This window comes from Pseudomonas sp. WJP1 (genome assembly GCF_028471945.1).
Classification (GTDB): Bacteria; Pseudomonadota; Gammaproteobacteria; order Pseudomonadales; family Pseudomonadaceae; genus Aquipseudomonas.
Window position 1 is genome coordinate 6,327,720 of record NZ_CP110128.1, and the last position, 18,247, is coordinate 6,345,966.

Here is an 18,247-nt window from a genome sequence, read left to right on the forward strand (position 1 = left end):
TTTTTAACGTCCTCTGGAGCCCCCATGAACAAGTCCTTGCTCGGCGCCTCGCTGGTAGCGCTGGCGCTCGCTGCCCCGTTCGCCCATGCCCACGAAGCCGGCGACATCATCCTTCGTGCCGGTGCCATCACCGTCAACCCGAAGGCCGACAGTTCCACGGTCAAGGTCGACCAAGGCCCGCTGAGCGGCGCCGACCTGGGTGGCAAGGCGACCATGAGCAGCGACACGCAATTGGGCCTCAACGTCGCCTACATGCTCACAAACCACTGGGGGATCGAACTGCTCGCGGCCACGCCGTTCGAGCATGACGTGAAACTCAAGGGCACCGCCCTGGGCGCAGCCAATGGCAAACTCGGCACGCTGAAACACCTGCCACCGACCCTCAGCGTCGTGTACTACCCGCTGGATGCCAAATCCGACTTCCAGCCGTATCTCGGCGCCGGTATCAATTACACCTGGATCTACGACGAGCATGTCGGCAGCGAAGCCCAGGCCAACGGTTTCAGCAATTTCAAGGCAGAAAACTCCTGGGGCATGGCGTTCCAGGTCGGTGCGGACTACATGATCACCGACAACATCATGCTCAACGCCCAGGTGCGTTACATCGACATCGATACCCGCGCCACCGTGGAAAACGACGCCGTGGCGCCGGGCACCCGGGCACGGGTGAACGTGGATGTCGATCCGTTCATCTACATGGTCGGTCTGGGTTACAAGTTCTAAGCGGTATTCACGTGGTGGTGAATTGATCGTTCCAACGCGAAGCAAAGGAATGCAGCCAGGGACGCAGAGCGTCCCTTGAGGCATTCCCACACTGAGCGTGGGAACGATCTGCATACCAAAGGCGCCGACAGGCGCCTTTTCTGTTGGTGCGCCATGCATGGTGCGTTGCGCGCAAGCGCAACCAGCTTGGCTGTGGCGCCCATGCTGGGGACTTGGAGGTGAAAGTCCTACACACCTGGCAAGGGGAAGTGTTAGCCGAAGGCAAGGGTGTCGCAAGCCAGCCTCAGGCGTGCGTATCAGCGCGCAGTCAGCAAATCGATCCCACTATCTGGTTTACCGCTCGTCTTTTTTCGACGCAAGGTTGACGCCTACTGTCAGGTTTGACAGTAGGCAGGGAGTATTCAATGCCCTATAAATTCACGGCAGCAAATTATTCTTTAGCAAGGCACGTCACGAAGGGAGATTCGTTATGTCACAGATTTCATTAAAGTCGAGGGATATCGCAACAGGAGAGTTTCACGCGACGGCTAACGGGGAAAATTGCTCTCTTGATATAAGTCAAATGTTTATGAGCCGCGATGAATTTTCACCTGACGGAATGTGGTTTCAGATATATTTCAAGGAGTCTGATGACAAAAATAATAGAATTAATTTGACTATTTACAATATAGAAAAAATACAGAAGGGTGACGTATATCCCTTTGTAAGTATGTGGGATGCTCCTGTTGGGATGGTTTTTGCTTTCGGTGCTGCTTACCTTCCCAACGGGGCTACAACATTCATGACTGAAGGGGAGTTTCAGGTTACAGAGTTGGATCGCAATGCAGGCGTTATACACTTTAACTTCAAAGCCTATGGCAATCCTATTTTTCCTGTGATAAAGGGGGCAGCCAAACTCAAAGGCTCTTTTTAGCTTGCTCGCTGAATTAGTACAAGTTGAGATTACCTAGCCCTGAGATAGGCTTACAACTGTTTAACTTCAACGCCCGATGGATCGCATTGGACGCTTTTTATTTCAAAGTCCGGTGCGGTCGCTCGCCCTTATCTCGAGGCCGGGGGTGATGTCGGACGGCATCGCCAGTCGACGCCAGGAAGGGACGCCGCAAGGCGGCCCGCTCTCGCCGTTGCTGTCGAATATCCTGCTCAACGAATTCGGTCGCGAGCTGGAGCGGCGGGGCCATTGATTTGTACGTTATTCCAATGAGGACACGTAATCAGATGGGCTTGGGGATCGACGAAGGACGCACTTATAGATCAGCGTCCAGTGGGCAAGGCACATGGGGGAAGTCGGGGGCGTCACATAGGAATCAAGCGCCGCCGAAAAATCCGCCTCCTACTCGATCCCCAGCAACCGCGCCAGCCCCACACTCAACGGTGTCGGCTCGGGCGCTCTGAAGCGCTCCAGCAAACGCTGGTTGTTAGCCCGTGAATGACGAATGTCACCGGAGCGCGCCGGGCCGTAGCTCACCGGTGGCAGCTTGCCAACGACCACCTCGAGGGCAACAAGCATTTGCTTGAGACTGGTCGCCTGGTTCCAGCCAACGTTAACCGCGCCGTCTTCCACCTGGGGTTTCTCGATGGCCTGCACCAGCAAATCGACCAGATCCTCGACGTAGAGGAAATCCCGCGTCTGCTCGCCGTCGCCAAACACGGTGATCGGCAGGCCTTTCTGCGCGCGCTCGCTGAAAATGCTGATCACCCCTGAATACGGCGAGGACGGATCCTGGCGTGGGCCGAAGATGTTGAAGAAGCGAAAAATCACCGGCTCCAGCCCATGCTCGCGCCGGTAGAAATCGAAGTATTGCTCGCTCGCCAGCTTGTCCGACGCGTAGGGCGTCAACGGCGCCTTGGGCGTGTCTTCATCGATCGACTCGCCTTCGCCATTGTTGCCGTACACCGCGGCACTGGAGGCGAACAACACGCGCTTGACGCCCGCTTGGCGCATGGCTTCACAGACATTCAGCGAGCCGATGAAGTTGCTCTGGTGGGTCTTCACCGGGTCGTCCACCGACGCCTGTACTGACGCCACTGCCGCCAGGTGCGCCACGGCGCTGCAACCGGCCATCGCACCGGCTACCAGGGCGGCATCGGCCACGTCGCCGACGATCAGCTCGACCTTGGGATTGTCCAGCGGCAGGTTGCTGCGTTTACCGGAAGACAGATCATCGAGGATCCGTACCGAATAGCCCTTGGCGAGCAAGGCATCGGTGAGATGGGAGCCGATGAAGCCGGCTCCCCCGGTAATCAAAACGGGGCGATCAGCCATGACGATAGAACCTGTCCAGAAGACTCGGAAGGGCCGCACGCCAGGCGCGTGGCTTGATTCCGAAGGTGTGCAGAATTTTCTTGCAGGCCAGTACCGCGTGCTGCGGTTCTTCCGCGGCGTCCGGTCGCGTGGCGTGAGCCTGGGCGGTCGGCGCTTCGATGGCCAGCGGGTGCAGGGCGCGGGCTTCGGTGAGAATCGCCTGCCCCAGGGCCAGCGGCGTGGTCGCCTCATGCCCGGCGTAGTGGTAGGTGCCCCACAGCGGCGCGCTGCAGTCCAGTTGCTTGAGCACCGAAATGATCACGCGGGCCGCGTCGTCCACCGGTGTCGGATTGCCCCGGCGGTCGTCGGCCATCAACAGTTCCTGTGCCTGCTCGGCGCGGCCAAGGAAGCGCCCGAGGGTGCCGTCGGGACTGTCATCGAGCAGCCAGCCGAAACGCAACAACACGTGTTGCGGGCAGGTGGCGCGCACGCTTTTCTCGATTCGCCACAAGGCCTGGCCACGCAGGCCCAGCGGCATTGGCTCGTCTTTTTCGCTGTAGGCCGTGGCCCGGGAGCCGTCGAACACGCGATAACTCGAGGGTTGCAGCAAAACGATGTTGTGGTGCTGGCACAGTTCGGCCAGGCGCTCGATCGCCCGCTCCTGCCCGGCCAGGCGCTGTTCGCTGACCGCCTCCGCCTGGAACCAGTCGAAGTAGTAGGCGAGGTTGATCAACGCGTCCGGGCGGGTGTCGTCGAGCAGTTGCGTCAAGCTCGCGGCATCCCAGCCGTCTTGTGGTGGGCGGGGGGCGAGGAATCCGATGTCTTCCTCCGCACCGAGGCGAATCAGCGCCTGCCCAAGGGCATTTCCGCCGCCCAGTAACATAAGGCGCATTCGCATAGAGTCAGCAGGCCCAGTCTGATTGGAACGATGGCTTTATCGACAGCGCCCGCGGGCGATGTCGTCGATAGTTGCCGGAATCGTTGCATTTTGCGGGTTTAGTGCGCAACCGTCATCCGTAAAGTGTAGATGTCCCGGTTTTGTAGTGCTGCTACTGGCCCCTTCGCTGGCAAGCCAGCTCCCACAGGGATCTTCTGTGGATGCAACATTTGTGAACAATAGGGAACACTGTGGGAGCGGGCTTGCCCGCGATGGGGCCCTCAGGATCAACACAGATCCTGAGCGGTACTTGCATCTTCCCGCCCCCACCCGCATAAATTGCCCCATGAACCTGCCCATCCCCGCAGACAGTGCCCTGACCGGCTTCCACCCCGCCGTCAGCGCCTGGTTCAGCAAGACTTTCGCGACGGTCACCGCCGCCCAGGCCAGGGCATGGCCGCTGATCCGCCAGCGCCGCTCGACCCTGATTGCCGCGCCCACCGGTTCCGGCAAGACCCTCACCGCCTTCCTCGCCGTCATCGACGACCTGGTCCACCGCGGCCTGGAAACCACTGAAGGCCTGGCGGACGAAACTCTGGTGGTCTATGTCTCGCCGCTCAAGGCGCTGTCCAACGACATCCAGATCAACCTGCAAGACCCGCTGGCCGGCATCACCGAGCAGTTGCGGGTGATGGGCCTGCCCGAGCTGCGGATCAGCACCGCCGTGCGCACCGGCGATACCCCGCAAAAAGACCGCTCGGCGATGCGCAAGACCGCGCCGCACATCCTGGTCACCACCCCGGAATCGCTCTACGTACTGCTCGGCTCCGACTCAGGCCGAAAAATGCTCGGCACCGCACGCACGGTGATCGTCGACGAAATCCACGCCATCGCCGCCAGCAAGCGCGGCAGCCATCTGGCCCTGAGCCTGGAACGCTTGCAGGCACTGTGCGCCGAACCGCTGGTGCGCATCGGCCTGTCGGCCACGCAAAAACCCATCGAGGCGGTGTCGCGCTTCCTGGTGGGCCACGAGCGCCCTTGCGAGATCGTCGATATCGGCCACGCCCGTCCACGGGACCTGGGCATCGAAGTACCACACGTGCCGCTCTCGGCGGTGATGGCCAATGATGTCTGGGAACTGGTCTACGACCGTCTTGCCGCCCTCGCCCGCGAACACCGCACCACGCTGATTTTCGTCAACACCCGGCGCCTGGCCGAACGCCTGAGCCGGCACCTGAGCGAACGCCTGGGCAAGGACGCCGTGGCCGCCCACCACGGCAGCCTGGCCAAGGAGTTTCGCCTGGACGCCGAACAGCGGCTCAAGCGCGGCGAGCTACAGGTGTTGATCGCCACCGCGTCGCTGGAACTGGGCATCGACATTGGCGACGTCGACCTGGTGTGCCAGATCGCTTCGCCGCGCTCGATTGCCGGCTTTCTGCAACGGGTCGGTCGCTCCGGGCACCAGGTCGGCGGCACACCCAAGGGCCGCTTGTTCGCCACCACCCGCGACGACCTGATTGAATGCGTCGCGCTGCTCGATTGCGTGCGCCGAGGCGAGCTCGACACCCTGCTGATCCCCGAGGCGCCGCTGGACGTCCTGGCGCAACAGATCATTGCCGAAGTCAGTTGCCAGGAATGGCCGGAGGACGCGTTGCTCGCGCTATTCCGGCAGGCCTCGCCCTATGCCGCGCTCGACGAAAAACATTATCAGGCGTTGCTGCGGATGCTTGCCGAGGGCTACAACGGGCGTCAGGGAATCCGCAGCGCCTATCTGCACCGCGACGCCGTGAACCGTACCCTGCGCGGTCGTCGCGGCGCCAAGCTGACAGCCGTGACCAGCGGCGGAACGATTCCGGACAACGCCGACTACAGCGTGTTGCTGGAACCGCAAGCGCTGAACATCGGCAGCGTCAACGAAGATTTCGCCGTGGAAAGCATCGCTGGCGATGTGTTCCAGTTGGGCAATACCTCGTACCGGATCCTGCGGGTCGAAACCGGCAAGGTCCGGGTCGAAGACGCTCAGGGCCAACCTCCGACCATTCCGTTCTGGCTCGGTGAAGCGCCGGGGCGCAGTGCGGAGCTGTCGTTCGCCGTCGCGCGCCTGCAAGCACATCTCGATGTGCTGCTGGGCGCCACGCCCGGCAACTTGCAACCCAGCCTCGATTGGCTGACCGACAACCTCGGCCTGAACCTGGCCTGCGCCGAACAATTGGTCGAATACCTCGCCCGTGCGCGCCAGGCCCTCGGCGCCCTGCCCTCGCAAGACACACTGCTGATGGAGCGGTTTTTCGATGAATCGGGCGGTACGCAACTGATCATCCACAGCCCGTTCGGCAGCCGCATCAACCGCGCCTGGGGCCTGGCCCTGCGCAAGCGTTTTTGCCGCACCTTCAATTTCGAATTGCAGGCCGCCGCCAGCGAGGACGCCATCGTCCTGTCGCTGTCCACCAGCCACAGCTTTGAGCTGGATGAGGTCTGGCGCTATCTGCACAGCAACAGCGCGGAACACATACTGACCCAGGCGGTGCTCGATGCGCCGCTGTTCGGCGTGCGCTGGCGCTGGAATGCCGGCGTGGCGCTGGCGTTGCCGCGCTATACGGGCGGGCGCAAGGTCGCGCCGCAGATCCAGCGCATGAAAAGTGAAGACCTGATCGCCAGCGTGTTTCCCGATCAGATTGCCTGCGTGGAAAACCTGGTCGGCGAACGGGAAGTTCCCGAGCATCCGCTGGTGGAGCAAACCCTCGACGATTGCCTGCACGACGCGATGGACAGCGAAGGCTGGCTGGCGTTGTTACGGCGCATGGAACGCGGTGAGATCCGCCTGATCAGCCGCGACCTGCCGGCGCCCTCGCCACTGGCGGCGGAAATACTCAGCGCCCGGCCTTACACCTTTCTTGACGATGCGCCGCTGGAAGAGCGCCGCACGCAAGCCGTCATCAATCGGCGCTGGAGCGAGCCGCAATCCACCGATGACCTCGGTGCGTTGGACGCCGAGGCGATTGCCGCCGTGCGCGAAGAAGCCTGGCCGACACCCGGCGGTGTCGATGAAATGCACGAGGCGCTGATGAGCCTGGCGTGCATTACCGAAGCCGAGGCCGGCGCCAACGCCCCTTGGCTCGATTGGTTGAATACCCTGGCCGACAGCGGCCGTGCCTGTCGCATCAACCCTTCACTCTGGCTGGCGCGGGAACGACTGACCTGCCTGCGGGCCATTTATCCACAGGCTGTTTTGTTGCCGGCGCTGGAGGCGTTGCCGGGGTTCGATGAACACTGGGAAGCCGACGACGCCGTGCTTGAAGTGATCCGCGCACGGCTCAGCGCTTTTGGCCCACTGCCGCTGAAGGCGATTGCCGCACCGCTGCAATTGCCGGAGACACAAATCACCCAGGCGCTGGCACAACTTGAACGCGAAGGCTACGTGCTGCGCGGTCGCTTCACTCCGGGCAGCACTGAAGATGAGTGGTGCGAGCGACATTTGCTGGCGCGGATTCATCGCTACACCGTCAAGCGCCTGCGCCGGGAAATCGAGCCCGTGGCCTTGCAGGATTTCATGCGATTTCTGTTCGACTGGCAGCACCTGTCCGATGCCACCCGAGGCCATGGCAGCGCGATGTTACCGGCGATCGTCGCTCAGTTCGAAGGCTACCCCGCCGCCGCTTCGGCCTGGGATAGCGACCTTTTGCCCGCGAGGCTCAAGGACTATTCGCCCACCTGGCTCGATGAGGCGTGCCGTAGCGGCAAGCTGGTCTGGACCCGGCTGACCGCACGCAACCGTAGCACCGGCACGGCGCTGCGCAGCACGCCGATCCTGTTGTTGCCGCGTCAACGGGTCGGGCTCTGGAGCGACCTGACCGAGCAGACGCCCGTCAGCGAACTGTCGCCCAAGACACAGAAGGTTCACGCCGCCCTCAGCCAGCACGGCGCGCTGTTTTTCGATGAGCTGATTCACGAAGCCCACTTATTGCGCACGGAACTGGAAATCGCCCTGCAGGAACTGGTCGGCGCCGGACTGGTGAACGCCGACAGTTTTGCCGGCCTGCGGGCGCTGATTACGCCGGCCAGCAAGCGCCAGCAGCGTAGCAGCCGCCGTGGGCGCGGGGCCTTTGTCGGCGGCATGGACGATGCCGGGCGCTGGGCCTTGTTGCGCCGCGGGGTGGCCGCGCTGGTTGTGGATAACTCGCGGCCGGCGCCAACACCGGCAGACACCCTGGAACACATCGCCATGACCTTGTTGCGCCGCTACGGCGTGGTGTTCTGGCGCTTGCTGGAACGGGAGGCCGATTGGCTGCCGAGCTGGCGGGAATTGCTGCGTACCTTCCATCGGCTGGAGGCGCGCGGCGAGATTCGTGGCGGGCGCTTTGTCAGCGGCTTGGCGGGCGAACAGTTCGCGCTGCCGGAGGCGATTCCGTTGCTGCGCGAAGTACGGCGCCGGCCCCATGACGGTAGCTTGATCGCGGTCTGCGGGGTCGATCCGCTGAACCTCGCCGGCACCCTGCTGCCCGGTGCGAAAGTGCCGGCGCTGGCAAGTAATCGACTGGTGTATCGCGATGGTTTGCCGGCTGCCGCGCAGATAGCTGGCAAGCCGTGTTTTTGGCTGGAGCTGGATCAGCAGGCGATGTCTGAGGTGCAGAGCAAGCTGATCCGGCATTAGTGTTGTCTGGTCTGGCCTCATCGCGAGCAGGCTCACTCCTACAGGGGATTTGTGGTGTACACAGATCCATTGTGGGAGCCAGCCTGCTGGCGATGGGGCCATCACAACCGACGAATTTATTGCGGCCGAGGCCGATCCGGCATCATTACCGCCGCATGCTCCGGCTCAGCCGCCCCATCATGCACGGGTTCCGCCGCCTGCCTCGGCATCAGGACCTGCTGTGGATAAGTCTGCGCGAAATGCACCCACGGACTGTTATCCACAAGCTTTTTCAATCGCTGGTTGAAGGCCCGGCTCACCGCATACTGCCCGCCCGACACGGTGCGAAACTGTGCCGTCAACACCACGCCATTGAGGTCCATCCTGTCGACGCCGAACACATCCAGCGGTCCTTGCAGGTTGTACCTGAGGAACGGGTCCTCGCTGATCGAATGCCCGGCCTCGCGAATCAGTTCGATGGCCTTGTCGACATCGGTGTCATAGGTGAACTGCACGGAGAAGAACGCATAGGCAAATTGCCGCGATTGGTTGGTCACGGCCTTGATCTGGCCAAAGGGTACCGAGTGCACGAACCCTTTGCCGTCGCGCAGGCGCAAGGTGCGGATGGTCAGGCCTTCGACCGTGCCGGCATGCCCGGAGTCGAGCACCACCCAGTCGCCGATCGACAGGGTGTCTTCGATGATGATGAACAACCCGGTGATCACGTCCTGCACCAGTTGCTGGGAACCGAAACCGATGGCCAGGCCAATGACCCCGGCACCGGCCAGGAACGGCGCGACGTTGATTCCAAGATTGGCCATGGTGGTGATGGCACAGATCACCACCAGGATGATTTTGATCGCATTGCGCAGCAACGGCAGGATGGTCTTGACCCGTGTACTCGGCTGGCGCGCCCCGCGCTTGTTGGCCGGTGGTTTCAGGGCTTCCTGGATCGCCGTGTCGAGCACGACCCAGACCATCCACGTCACCAGGAAGATCAAGCCGATATGGCTCAACGAGTCACTGATCGCCCGCCCCACGGCATTGCTGACCGCAAAATCGAACAGCGACACGCCCCAGATTCGTCCGAGGATATCGATGAACACGATGGCCATGGCGATACGCAACAAGGCATGGGAGAGGCTCAGGAAGCGCTCTTTGTAGGCGCCACTGCGGCGCACGTCGGATTCGCTGCGGGTCTTGAACAAGTGGTGCAGCGTGGTGCTGAGAAACACCGTCGCAATCAGCAGCACCGTGGTGAACAGCGCGCTGCGCAGCACTTGCTGGTTGTCATCGCCAATACCGATCAGGTTGATGATAGAGACCAGCACCATCAACAGGATCGGCCAATACCAGAGCCCGGAAAAAATCCGCAGGGTTTCGCGCAAGGCCGGCTGCTTGCGTCGCTGGGCCAATGGCAGGATGCGGATCACATGGGCGACTGGGCGACGCATGCGGAACACCAGCAAACCAAAGGAAATCGAGGCCGCCAGCCCGGTAAACACGGCGATGCTGCTGGTGAGATTATTACCCAGTTGGTGCGCGATCTGCGGGCTGGTCAAGGCGTCGCTCAGGGCAACCAGGAAGCCGATGGCGAACAGCGGCCGTGGGCTGTCCTGGCGAATGATCTGCACCGCCCGGCGTTTGTGCCCGACATTGAACAGCACCACCAAAGACATCACTAGCGCTGCTGCGAACACGCCACTGCTGGTGGCATAGGCAAGACACAACGCCAGCGCCCGCCCCGCCGATACAGGCATGAACTGGCTGGCATAAATCGTCAGCGGCAGGCTGATCACCGCCGGGAGGCTGTAGGGCAATACATAGCCAAGCAGTGCCTGCCCGCGCTCTCGACTGAGCAGCAAGCGATGGCGGCACAGGCGTTCGGTCAAGAACTTGCCGAACATCCAGAGCAGGCCGAAGACACCCGCCCACACCGCCGTCAGCAGCAGGAAATCCCCCGCCACGCTCCAGCTCGAACGGGCCGATGGACGATTGACCAGTTGATCCACCTCGTCGGCCGCACGGTCCGCGCGCAGGCGCCAGGCGGCGAGCAGGTCCTTGTTGAAATCGAGCTTGTCCTGGATGCCATCGATGCTCGAACTGATGGCGCCCAGCAACCCGCCCTGTACCAGGGGTTCAGGGTGTGCCGGCGGTGTGGCCGCTGCCGGCACACCCGGTATCGCCGCAGCCTCGAGTTCTTCGCTGCCGAGGAACAACAGCGCCCCCAGGAATATCGCCGTCTTGAGCCTGATCAAGGCATCCGCTCCTTTGGATAGGACTGTAAGGAACTGATCGAGAAATGCCGGACTAGTTCGGTGCTGGCCGGCAAATGCCCGGCAATCTTTGCGCTCAAGACAAATATCAAATGCTCATCCCTGTATTTTTCCGCACGACCCAAACCCTGACACTGCGCTCCATCAAATCAACCCACCGGAGTTGCAGTCATGCCCATTGCCTTGCTCGCGCTGACCCTCAGCGCCTTCGCCATCGGGACGACCGAGTTCGTCATCGTTGGCCTGTTACCCACCATTGGCGCCGACCTCGGTGTCAGCCTGCCGTCGGCCGGCCTGCTGGTCAGCCTGTATGCGCTGGGCGTCGCCGTCGGCGCCCCGGTACTCACCGCCCTGACTGGCAAAGTGCCGCGTAAACTGCTGCTGTTGTCCTTGATGGTGTTGTTCACCTTGGGCAACCTACTGGCCTGGCAAGCGCCGAGCTACGAGTCGCTTATCCTGGCGCGGATCGTCACCGGCCTGGCCCACGGGGTGTTTTTCTCGATTGGCTCAACCATCGCCACCAGTCTAGTGCCCAAGGAAAAAGCCGCCAGCGCGATCGCGATCATGTTCACCGGCCTGACCGTGGCCCTGGTGACGGGCGTACCGCTGGGGACTTTCATCGGTCAGCATTTCGGCTGGCGTGAGACCTTTCTCGCCGTATCGGCCCTGGGTGTGATCGCCTTTATCGGCAGCCTGCTTTATGTGCCGAAAAACATCGCCCACAGCAAACCCGCTTCCCTGCTGCAGCAGTTGCAGGTCCTCAAACAACCCCGTCTGCTGCTGGTGTACGCCATGACGGCGGTCGGTTACGGCGGTTCGTTCATCGCGTTCACGTTCCTCGCGCCGATCCTCCAGGACATCGCCGGTTTCAGCGCCAGCACCGTCAGCCTGGTGCTGCTGGTCTACGGCATCTCGGTGGCCGTCGGCAACATCTGGGGCGGCAAACTGGCGGACAAGCGTGGCCCGATCAGCGCCCTGAAACTCATCTTCGCCCTGCTCGCCGCCGTGCTGTTCGTGCTGACCTTCAGCGCCGGAAACCCGTGGCTGGCACTGGCCACCGTACTCGTCTGGGGCGCCGTGGCGTTCGGCAATGTGCCAGGGTTGCAGGTGTATGTGGTGCGCCAGGCTGAACACCACACGCCCAATGCGGTGGACGTGGCTTCCGGCCTGAACATCGCCGCGTTCAACCTCGGCATCGCCGGTGGCGCCTGGGGTGGTGGCTTGATCGTCGCGCATATGGGGCTGATCCATACCGCGTGGATCGGTGGATTGGTGGTGTTGGTGGCGTTGGCGTTGACCGCGTGGAGCGGACGTCTGGACCGCCGTGGGCCAGTGTATACCGAGCCGGTCGAAGGGTCTGCCCGCGTTATCACGGGCCACTGATAACTCTTGTGGGAGCGGGCTTGCCCGCGATGGCGGCTGCACATCCAGCGATGATGTGACTGACTTATCGCTATCGCGGGCAAGCCCGCTCCCACAGGATTCTTTGGTGGTTTGAGAAATACCGTCCGTAGTCCCACCGAAACTTTCGTCACCGTCTGGCAGTCATCAAAAGATCAGGGGGCAGTCAGGCGGGAGGCGACATGGCGGCGATTCACATCGGCATTTCAGGTTGGCGCTACACGCCCTGGCGGGGGGATTTCTACCCGAAGGGGCTGGCCCAGAAGCGCGAATTGCAATTCGCTTCGCGGGCAGTCAACAGCATCGAGATCAATGGATCGTTCTACGCCCTGCAGCGGCCTGAACGCTACGCCCAGTGGTACGCCGAAACCCCGGTGCACTTTGTGTTCAGCGTCAAGGCGCCGCGCTTCATCACCCATATCAAGCGTCTGCGTGACATCCACAAACCCTTGGCGAATTTCTTCGCCTCCGGAGTCTTGGAACTCAAGGAAAAACTCGGCCCCATACTCTGGCAGTTTCCGCCCAACTTCAAATTCGACGCCGAACTGTTCGAGGCCTTCCTCGAGCAATTACCCCACGACACCCAACAGGCCGCCGCCCTCGCCCGCCAGCACGATGCCCACGTGAACGGGCACGCCAGCCTCAAGGCGAGCAGGAAAAAGCCCTTGCGCCATGCTGTGGAAATCCGCAACGAGAGCTTCATCGATCCGGCATTCGTGCGCCTGCTCAAACGTTACAACACGGCCCTGGTAATCGCCGACACCGCCGGTAAATGGCCGTATCGCGAAGACCTCACCAGCGACTTCGTGTACGTGCGCTTGCACGGTGCCGAAGAGCTCTACGCCAGCGGCTACACCCCTCAGGCCCTGAAGCGTTGGGCTGAGCGGATCGATGCCTGGCATCACGGGCGACAACCGGCTGATCCGCAGCTGATCGCGCCGCGCCTGAAACCCAGGGTGCGCAAGTCGCGAGAAGTGTTCTGCTACTTCGATAACGACATCAAGGTCCGCGCGCCCTTCGATGCGCGCCGCTTGCTCGAACGCTTCGATCTCGACAAAGACCTGCTCACCACCCCCGGCGAACCGGTCGCCGAAGGAGTGCTGCCATGAGCATTTCCGAACCGGTTGGCGCTACCGACGAGCAGGCGAGCATCGATCCCACGGTGCACCGTTTCACCGTACTGACGGTCAACACCCACAAGGGTTTCACTGCGCTGAACCGGCGTTTCATCCTGCCTGAACTGCGCGAAGCGGTGCGCAGTGTATCCGCCGACGTGGTGTTTCTGCAGGAGGTACACGGCACCCACGAACATCACCACAAGCGCTACGACAATTGGCCGGCGATACCCCAGTATGAATTCCTCGCGGACACCCTCTGGCCGCAGTTTGCCTACGGCCGCAACGCGGTCTATCCGGCAGGCGATCACGGCAACGCCTTGCTGTCGAAATTCCAGATCGTGCGGCACGACAACCTCGACGTCTCCATCAGCGGCCACGAGAACCGCGGCATTTTGCATTGTGTGCTGCGCCTGCCGGGTGAAGGCCCGGAGGTGCATGCCATTTGCGTCCATCTCGGCTTGCGCGAAAGTCATCGCAATGCACAGCTCCAGTTACTGCTGCGCCGCCTCGAGTCGTTGCCAGGTGACGCGCCGGTGATCGTCGCCGGTGACTTCAACGACTGGCGCCAACGCGCCGATGCCCTGCTCAAGCCCTGCGGTTTGCGCGAGGTGTTCGCCGAGCACCACGGCAAGCCGGCACGCAGTTTCCCCGCGCGACTGCCGACACTGCGCCTGGACCGCATCTACGTGCGCAATCTCAAGGCCAGCTATCCGCAGGTTCTGACGACGCGCCCCTGGTCGCACCTCTCGGATCACGCACCGTTGTCGGTGGAGATCGAGCTATGAGCATTCCGTCGATGGAAAAAAACACCGTGGAAAGCACCATTGCCGCGCCCCCCATCAGCGAGCCGGCAGCCGTCGATGTCGAGTACGGTTGGCAAGGCAACAATCGGGTTGAACTGCTGGAAAACGGCGAAGCCTATTTCCCCAGGGTGTTCGAGGCCATGCGCCAGGCCAAAACCGAAATCCTCCTGGAAACCTTCATTGTGTTCGAGGACAAGGTCGGCGAAGAACTCAAGACCGTGCTCATCGAGGCGGCACAACGGGGTGTTCGCGTGACGGCCAGCTTCGACGGGTTTGGCTGCGGAGAACTGACTGCCGATTACCTCACCGCCTTGAGCGGTGCCGGTGTGCATCTGCAAATGTTCGACCCGGCGCCCAAGCGCCTGGGCATTCGCACCAACTGGTTTCGACGCCTGCACCGCAAGATCGTGGTGGTGGACGGGACGATTGCATTCATTGGCGGGATCAACTTTTCCGCCGACCATCTGGCCGATTTCGGCCCCGAGGCCAAGCAGGATTACTCGGTCGAGGTAGAAGGCCCGGCGGTGGCCGACATCCATCACTTTGCCCTGCTGCAATGCGGTCGCCCGGCCCACGCCAAATACTGGTGGCAACGGCGTCGGCAACGGCGTTCGGAACTGGCTGTCACCGATCACGATGGCCAAGTGCGGCTGGTGTACCGCGATAACGCCGAGCACGCGACCGACATCGAACAGGTTTATCGCCTGGCGTTGCGTACGGCGAAGCGGCGCGTGGTGATTGCCAACGCCTACTTTTTCCCTGGCTACAGGTTGCTGCGCGAGATCCGCAACGCCGCGCGCCGCGGCGTTGAAGTGCGCCTGATCCTGCAGGGGCAGCCGGACTTGCTGGTGGCCAGGCTGGCGGCGCGCATGACTTACGATTACCTGCTCAAGTCCGGGGTGAAAATCTTCGAATACTGTGACCGGCCACTGCACGGCAAAGTCGCGCTGGTGGACGAAGACTGGAGCACCGTCGGCTCCAGCAACCTTGACCCGTTGAGCCTGTCGATGAACCTGGAGGCCAACGTGTTGATCCGTGACCGCGCATTCAACCGTGACCTGTTTGATCGACTTGAAGAACTCAGCGATAACCATTGCAAGGCCATGTCGGTGGACAAAGCGCCGCGCGGACGAATCTGGCACATGACCGTGGGCTTTCTGGTGTTCCACTTCCTGCGTCACTTCCCGGCATGGGCCGGTTGGTTGCCCGCGCATAAACCACGCCTGAAAGCGTTCACCCCACCGACCGGGAGCGATCAACATGAGCCGCACTGAAGTACACGCGGCGCCCCACGCCGAGCACCCGGCGAAGTCGCGCTGGAGTCGTTGGAAAAGACCGCTGACGATGCTGTTTTTCCTGGCGCTGATCGTCCTCTTGACGATGTTTGCCCAGCGCATCGAATGGAACGAAGTGCTCGACACCCTGGCCGATTTCAAGGTGCGCACCCTGATCATCGCCTCCGGACTGACCCTGACAAGTTTCCTGGTCTACGCCTGCTTCGACCTGATCGGCCGCACCTACATCCGCCAGGACCTGACGTGGAAACAGATCCTGCCGGTGGGCATCATCAGTTACGCCTTCAACCTCAACCTGAGTGCCTGGGTCGGCGGCATCGCCATGCGTTATCGGCTGTACTCGCGGCTCGGAGTGAGCAAAAGCAACATTGCAAAAATCCTCGGCCTGAGCCTGGCGACCAACTGGTTCGGCTACATGGTGATTGCCGGCGCGGTGTTCAGCAGCGGGCTGGTGCGCATGCCGCCAGGCTGGAAACTCAGTAGCGGCGCGCTGCAAGGCGTGGGCGTTTTGTTGTTGCTGGTGAGCGCGGGATACCTCGCCGCCTGCCAGTTTTCCAAACGCCGTGAGTGGGCGATTCGCGGGGTCGAAATCAACTTGCCGTCACTGCGCATGGCGATCCTGCAACTGGCCCTCGGGGCACTCAACTGGTCGTTGATGGCCGCAGTCATTTTTACGCTGCTACCGAGCAAACTGGACTATCCGCTGGTGCTTGGCGTGCTGCTGATCAGCGCCATCGCCGGGGTCATCACCCACATCCCGGCCGGGCTCGGCGTGCTGGAAGCGGTGTTCGTCGCACTGCTGCAACACGAGGTATCGCGAGGCAGTCTGGTGGCGGGGCTGCTGGCGTATCGGGCGATTTATTTTTTGTTGCCGTTGTTGATTACGCTGGTGATGTACCTGCTGGTGGAGGCCAAGGCCAAGTCGCTGCGGATATCGAAGAAACCCAAGTGATTTTTGCTGTCAGTCCTGACGCTATCGCGGGCAAGCCCGCGATGGCGTCCGAAAGAACACCACAGATCATTTGGATTGAATAATGCTCAAACGCTCACCCACCACCATCTCCGTAACCCAGCCCACTAGGATCGAGGTGTAGGCCTGCTGCGAAACAGGATCGCTGAGGGCATGGTCCGCACCATCGATAATCCGGTGGGTCAGCGAGTGTGTCCGCTGACACGCCGCGCGATAACTCATGATCGTCGCGTGGGGGACGTAGTCATCGGTTTCCGACTCCACCAACAGCACATCACCCGTAAATTCGGAGCAGGCATGCAGCGCCCGATTGCCATCGGCGCGCACCAGCGTACTGCGGTAATCGCGCAGATCGAGCTTGTCCAGATCGCGCTTGGGTGTGTGCCATTGATCGTCGCGGTACAGCGCCGGCACCCGCAGCGCCAGCCAGCGCACCGGCCGTAGCGAGGTGAGGATCGAGGCCAGGTACCCGCCGTAGCTGGTGCCGACCACGGCAATCGCCGAAGTATCCAGCGCCGGGTGCGCAAGCAGGCGGTCGTAGGCCGCCAGCAGGTCACGCAGATTGTCTTCACGGGTCACGCGGGTCAAGGGAATACCCGTGCCGCCGGTGTGCCCGCGCAGGTCGAAGGTCAAACACACGCAACCCAGCCCGGCGATGCCTTTTGCCCGTTCCAGATCGCGCTCCTGGCTCCCGCCCCAACCGTGCACGAACAACACGCCGGGGACTTTCGATTTGGGGCTGAGAAAAGTCCCGCTCATCTGTTCGTCGTCAATGTCGATTTGAATGCTTTCGCTTCTAGCCGTCATAGGATTTGACCGTTACGTACTTGAGGAGGAAATCACTGTTTTCCGCCGGCCCGCGGTAAACCTCGATGGCGTCCGCCGGCAGCGGTTGATCGATATAGGTTTCCACCGAAGATACGCGAATCGCGCGCATCCCCGGATCGTTGACGAAGCTCTGCAACGCTGCCACTTCAGCGCTGCTGGCCCCGCCCATGCGCCAGGATTGCTCGAGCACGCCGCTGCGTCGCTGGCCGTCACTGGCGATACCCTGGGCGATGTCGTAATTGCGCCGCGAGGCGTAGAAACCGGGATAGGCTTCATCGGCGGCGGCGTCGAACACCTTGGCCTGCCTGATTGCCAGTCGCACATCCTCAGGCAAGTCCAGCGCCAGCAGATCGTCGTAACCACCCTGCACCACCAGCAGGTTAGAACCACCATAGACCTCTTCGCCGAGAGCGTCTTTGGTCAAATATTGATCACCGCAATAACTCAGCAACCTGGCGCCGATGAAACTCTGCCCGACGCTGTGGGTAATCACCTGGTCCAGGTCCTGCTCCAGCACCACACCTTCATTGAACATCGCCTTGGATTCCGGGCGGGCGAGGATTTCATCGAACTGGTCGAGGCTGTTGATAACTTCCTGGCCGCGGCCCGCGCAGGCATGAATCGGCTTCATGCGGATCGGGCCACTGTAGAGCAGATGCTCCGCCGCCGGCCGCGCATCGTCAAAGGAGAAAACACTGAGACCGTCGAGCACCACCGTGCGCACCCGCTCGGAAAACATCGGCGCCCAGCCTTGCGGTGCATGGGCTTGCCGGTTCAACAAACCATGGCTGATGGCCTTGGTGCAGATGAAATCGTGCTCGACGTAACCGCCCCACAAATCCTCTGGCCCCTTGACGCCCAACTGCTTCGCAGCAGCGGCGCCCACCAGTGTCTGGGTCGGTAACAGATAGATGTCCCGCCCGCCATGCACCTGCGGGTCGTAGCTGCCACCGAACTTGAGCCCGAGGATTTGCGCTAGCCAACGGGCCAGGGCGCGATTGGTTTCGACTTCGTGCTGCGGCGCATTGGCGCGCACCGAATGGGCGACTACCAGTTTCTTGCGGTTGGTTGGGGTCATGCG

The 18,247-nt window shown here is 61.9% G+C and carries 13 protein-coding genes and 1 pseudogene; 9 read left to right on the top strand and 5 right to left on the bottom strand.

The annotated features are described in order from the left end of the window. Positions 1–24: 24 nt before the first annotated feature. The 3 genes and pseudogenes from OH720_RS28505 to OH720_RS28515 form a co-directional block, all read left to right on the top strand. Positions 25–723 (top strand): OmpW/AlkL family protein, encoded by a 699-nt coding sequence (locus OH720_RS28505; RefSeq protein WP_272603727.1) that lies wholly within the window; start codon positions 25–27, stop codon positions 721–723. A gap of 469 nt (positions 724–1,192) precedes the next feature. Next, positions 1,193–1,636, top strand: coding sequence for a hypothetical protein (locus tag OH720_RS28510; RefSeq protein WP_272603728.1), 444 nt, complete (start codon positions 1,193–1,195; stop codon positions 1,634–1,636). Between the two features lie 142 nt (positions 1,637–1,778). Next, positions 1,779–1,904: pseudogene (locus OH720_RS28515) on the top strand (group II intron reverse transcriptase/maturase); the annotation flags it as partial. Between the two features lie 152 nt (positions 1,905–2,056). On the opposite strand, the gene OH720_RS28520 reads toward OH720_RS28515, so the two are convergent. Both OH720_RS28520 and OH720_RS28525 read right to left on the bottom strand, forming a co-directional pair. Then, positions 2,057–2,989 (bottom strand): NAD-dependent epimerase/dehydratase family protein, encoded by a 933-nt coding sequence (locus OH720_RS28520; RefSeq protein WP_272603729.1) that lies wholly within the window; start codon positions 2,987–2,989, stop codon positions 2,057–2,059. Next, a complete protein-coding gene (locus OH720_RS28525) occupies positions 2,982–3,866 on the bottom strand; it encodes a sugar nucleotide-binding protein (protein ID WP_180204427.1) in 885 nt (294 codons plus the stop codon). Before OH720_RS28525 ends, OH720_RS28520 begins: the two co-directional genes overlap by 8 nt. Before the next feature lie 325 nt (positions 3,867–4,191). On the opposite strand from OH720_RS28525, the gene OH720_RS28530 reads away from it, so the two are divergent. Beyond that, the gene (locus OH720_RS28530; RefSeq protein WP_272603730.1) at positions 4,192–8,496 is read left to right on the top strand and encodes a DEAD/DEAH box helicase; all 4,305 of its coding nucleotides are present in this window, start codon (positions 4,192–4,194) and stop codon (positions 8,494–8,496) included. Positions 8,497–8,612: 116 nt separating this feature from the next. On the opposite strand, the gene OH720_RS28535 is transcribed toward OH720_RS28530, so the two are convergent. Then, positions 8,613–10,733 carry a mechanosensitive ion channel family protein gene (locus tag OH720_RS28535; protein ID WP_272603731.1) on the bottom strand — a complete coding sequence of 707 codons (2,121 nt, stop codon included), beginning with the start codon at positions 10,731–10,733 and terminating at the stop codon, positions 8,613–8,615. Positions 10,734–10,922: 189 nt separating this feature from the next. On the opposite strand from OH720_RS28535, the gene OH720_RS28540 reads away from it, so the two are divergent. The 5 genes from OH720_RS28540 (at position 10,923) to OH720_RS28560 (ending at position 16,320) form a co-directional block, all read left to right on the top strand. Next, a complete protein-coding gene (locus tag OH720_RS28540) occupies positions 10,923–12,134 on the top strand; it encodes an MFS transporter (protein WP_272603732.1) in 1,212 nt (403 codons plus the stop codon). 200 nt (positions 12,135–12,334) lie between these two features. After that, positions 12,335–13,261: a DUF72 domain-containing protein gene (locus OH720_RS28545; RefSeq protein ID WP_008065745.1), complete on the top strand. Its 927-nt coding sequence runs from the start codon at positions 12,335–12,337 to the stop codon at positions 13,259–13,261. Then, on the top strand, positions 13,258–14,055 hold the full coding sequence (locus tag OH720_RS28550) for an endonuclease/exonuclease/phosphatase family protein (protein WP_272603733.1): 798 nt from the start codon (positions 13,258–13,260) through the stop codon (positions 14,053–14,055). Before OH720_RS28545 ends, OH720_RS28550 begins: the two co-directional genes overlap by 4 nt. Then, the gene (clsB, locus tag OH720_RS28555; protein ID WP_272603734.1) at positions 14,052–15,347 is read left to right on the top strand and encodes a cardiolipin synthase ClsB; all 1,296 of its coding nucleotides are present in this window, start codon (positions 14,052–14,054) and stop codon (positions 15,345–15,347) included. Before OH720_RS28550 ends, clsB begins: the two co-directional genes overlap by 4 nt. Further along, positions 15,334–16,320 (top strand): lysylphosphatidylglycerol synthase domain-containing protein, encoded by a 987-nt coding sequence (locus tag OH720_RS28560; RefSeq protein ID WP_272603735.1) that lies wholly within the window; start codon positions 15,334–15,336, stop codon positions 16,318–16,320. Before clsB ends, OH720_RS28560 begins: the two co-directional genes overlap by 14 nt. Positions 16,321–16,386: 66 nt before the next feature. Here OH720_RS28560 and OH720_RS28565 read toward each other — a convergent pair whose 3' ends face one another. Both OH720_RS28565 and OH720_RS28570 read right to left on the bottom strand, forming a co-directional pair. Further along, entirely contained in the window at positions 16,387–17,145 is a 759-nt protein-coding gene (locus tag OH720_RS28565) for an alpha/beta hydrolase family protein (protein ID WP_180204419.1), read from the bottom strand. After that, positions 17,135–18,244 (bottom strand): DUF3182 family protein, encoded by a 1,110-nt coding sequence (locus OH720_RS28570; protein ID WP_272603736.1) that lies wholly within the window; start codon positions 18,242–18,244, stop codon positions 17,135–17,137. The genes OH720_RS28565 and OH720_RS28570 overlap by 11 nt, the downstream gene beginning before the upstream one ends. Positions 18,245–18,247 lie beyond the last annotated feature (3 nt).

Coding starts and splice junctions, on each gene's coding strand:
- OH720_RS28520 (WP_272603729.1), bottom strand. CDS start 2,989: ATGGCTGATCGCCCCGTTTTGATTACCGGGGGAGCCGGCTTCATCGGC.
- OH720_RS28525 (WP_180204427.1), bottom strand. CDS start 3,866: ATGCGAATGCGCCTTATGTTACTGGGCGGCGGAAATGCCCTTGGGCAG.
- clsB (WP_272603734.1), top strand. CDS start 14,052: ATGAGCATTCCGTCGATGGAAAAAAACACCGTGGAAAGCACCATTGCC.
- OH720_RS28505 (WP_272603727.1), top strand. CDS start 25: ATGAACAAGTCCTTGCTCGGCGCCTCGCTGGTAGCGCTGGCGCTCGCT.
- OH720_RS28560 (WP_272603735.1), top strand. CDS start 15,334: ATGAGCCGCACTGAAGTACACGCGGCGCCCCACGCCGAGCACCCGGCG.
- OH720_RS28545 (WP_008065745.1), top strand. CDS start 12,335: ATGGCGGCGATTCACATCGGCATTTCAGGTTGGCGCTACACGCCCTGG.
- OH720_RS28550 (WP_272603733.1), top strand. CDS start 13,258: ATGAGCATTTCCGAACCGGTTGGCGCTACCGACGAGCAGGCGAGCATC.
- OH720_RS28530 (WP_272603730.1), top strand. CDS start 4,192: ATGAACCTGCCCATCCCCGCAGACAGTGCCCTGACCGGCTTCCACCCC.
- OH720_RS28570 (WP_272603736.1), bottom strand. CDS start 18,244: ATGACCCCAACCAACCGCAAGAAACTGGTAGTCGCCCATTCGGTGCGC.
- OH720_RS28565 (WP_180204419.1), bottom strand. CDS start 17,145: ATGACGGCTAGAAGCGAAAGCATTCAAATCGACATTGACGACGAACAG.
- OH720_RS28510 (WP_272603728.1), top strand. CDS start 1,193: ATGTCACAGATTTCATTAAAGTCGAGGGATATCGCAACAGGAGAGTTT.
- OH720_RS28540 (WP_272603732.1), top strand. CDS start 10,923: ATGCCCATTGCCTTGCTCGCGCTGACCCTCAGCGCCTTCGCCATCGGG.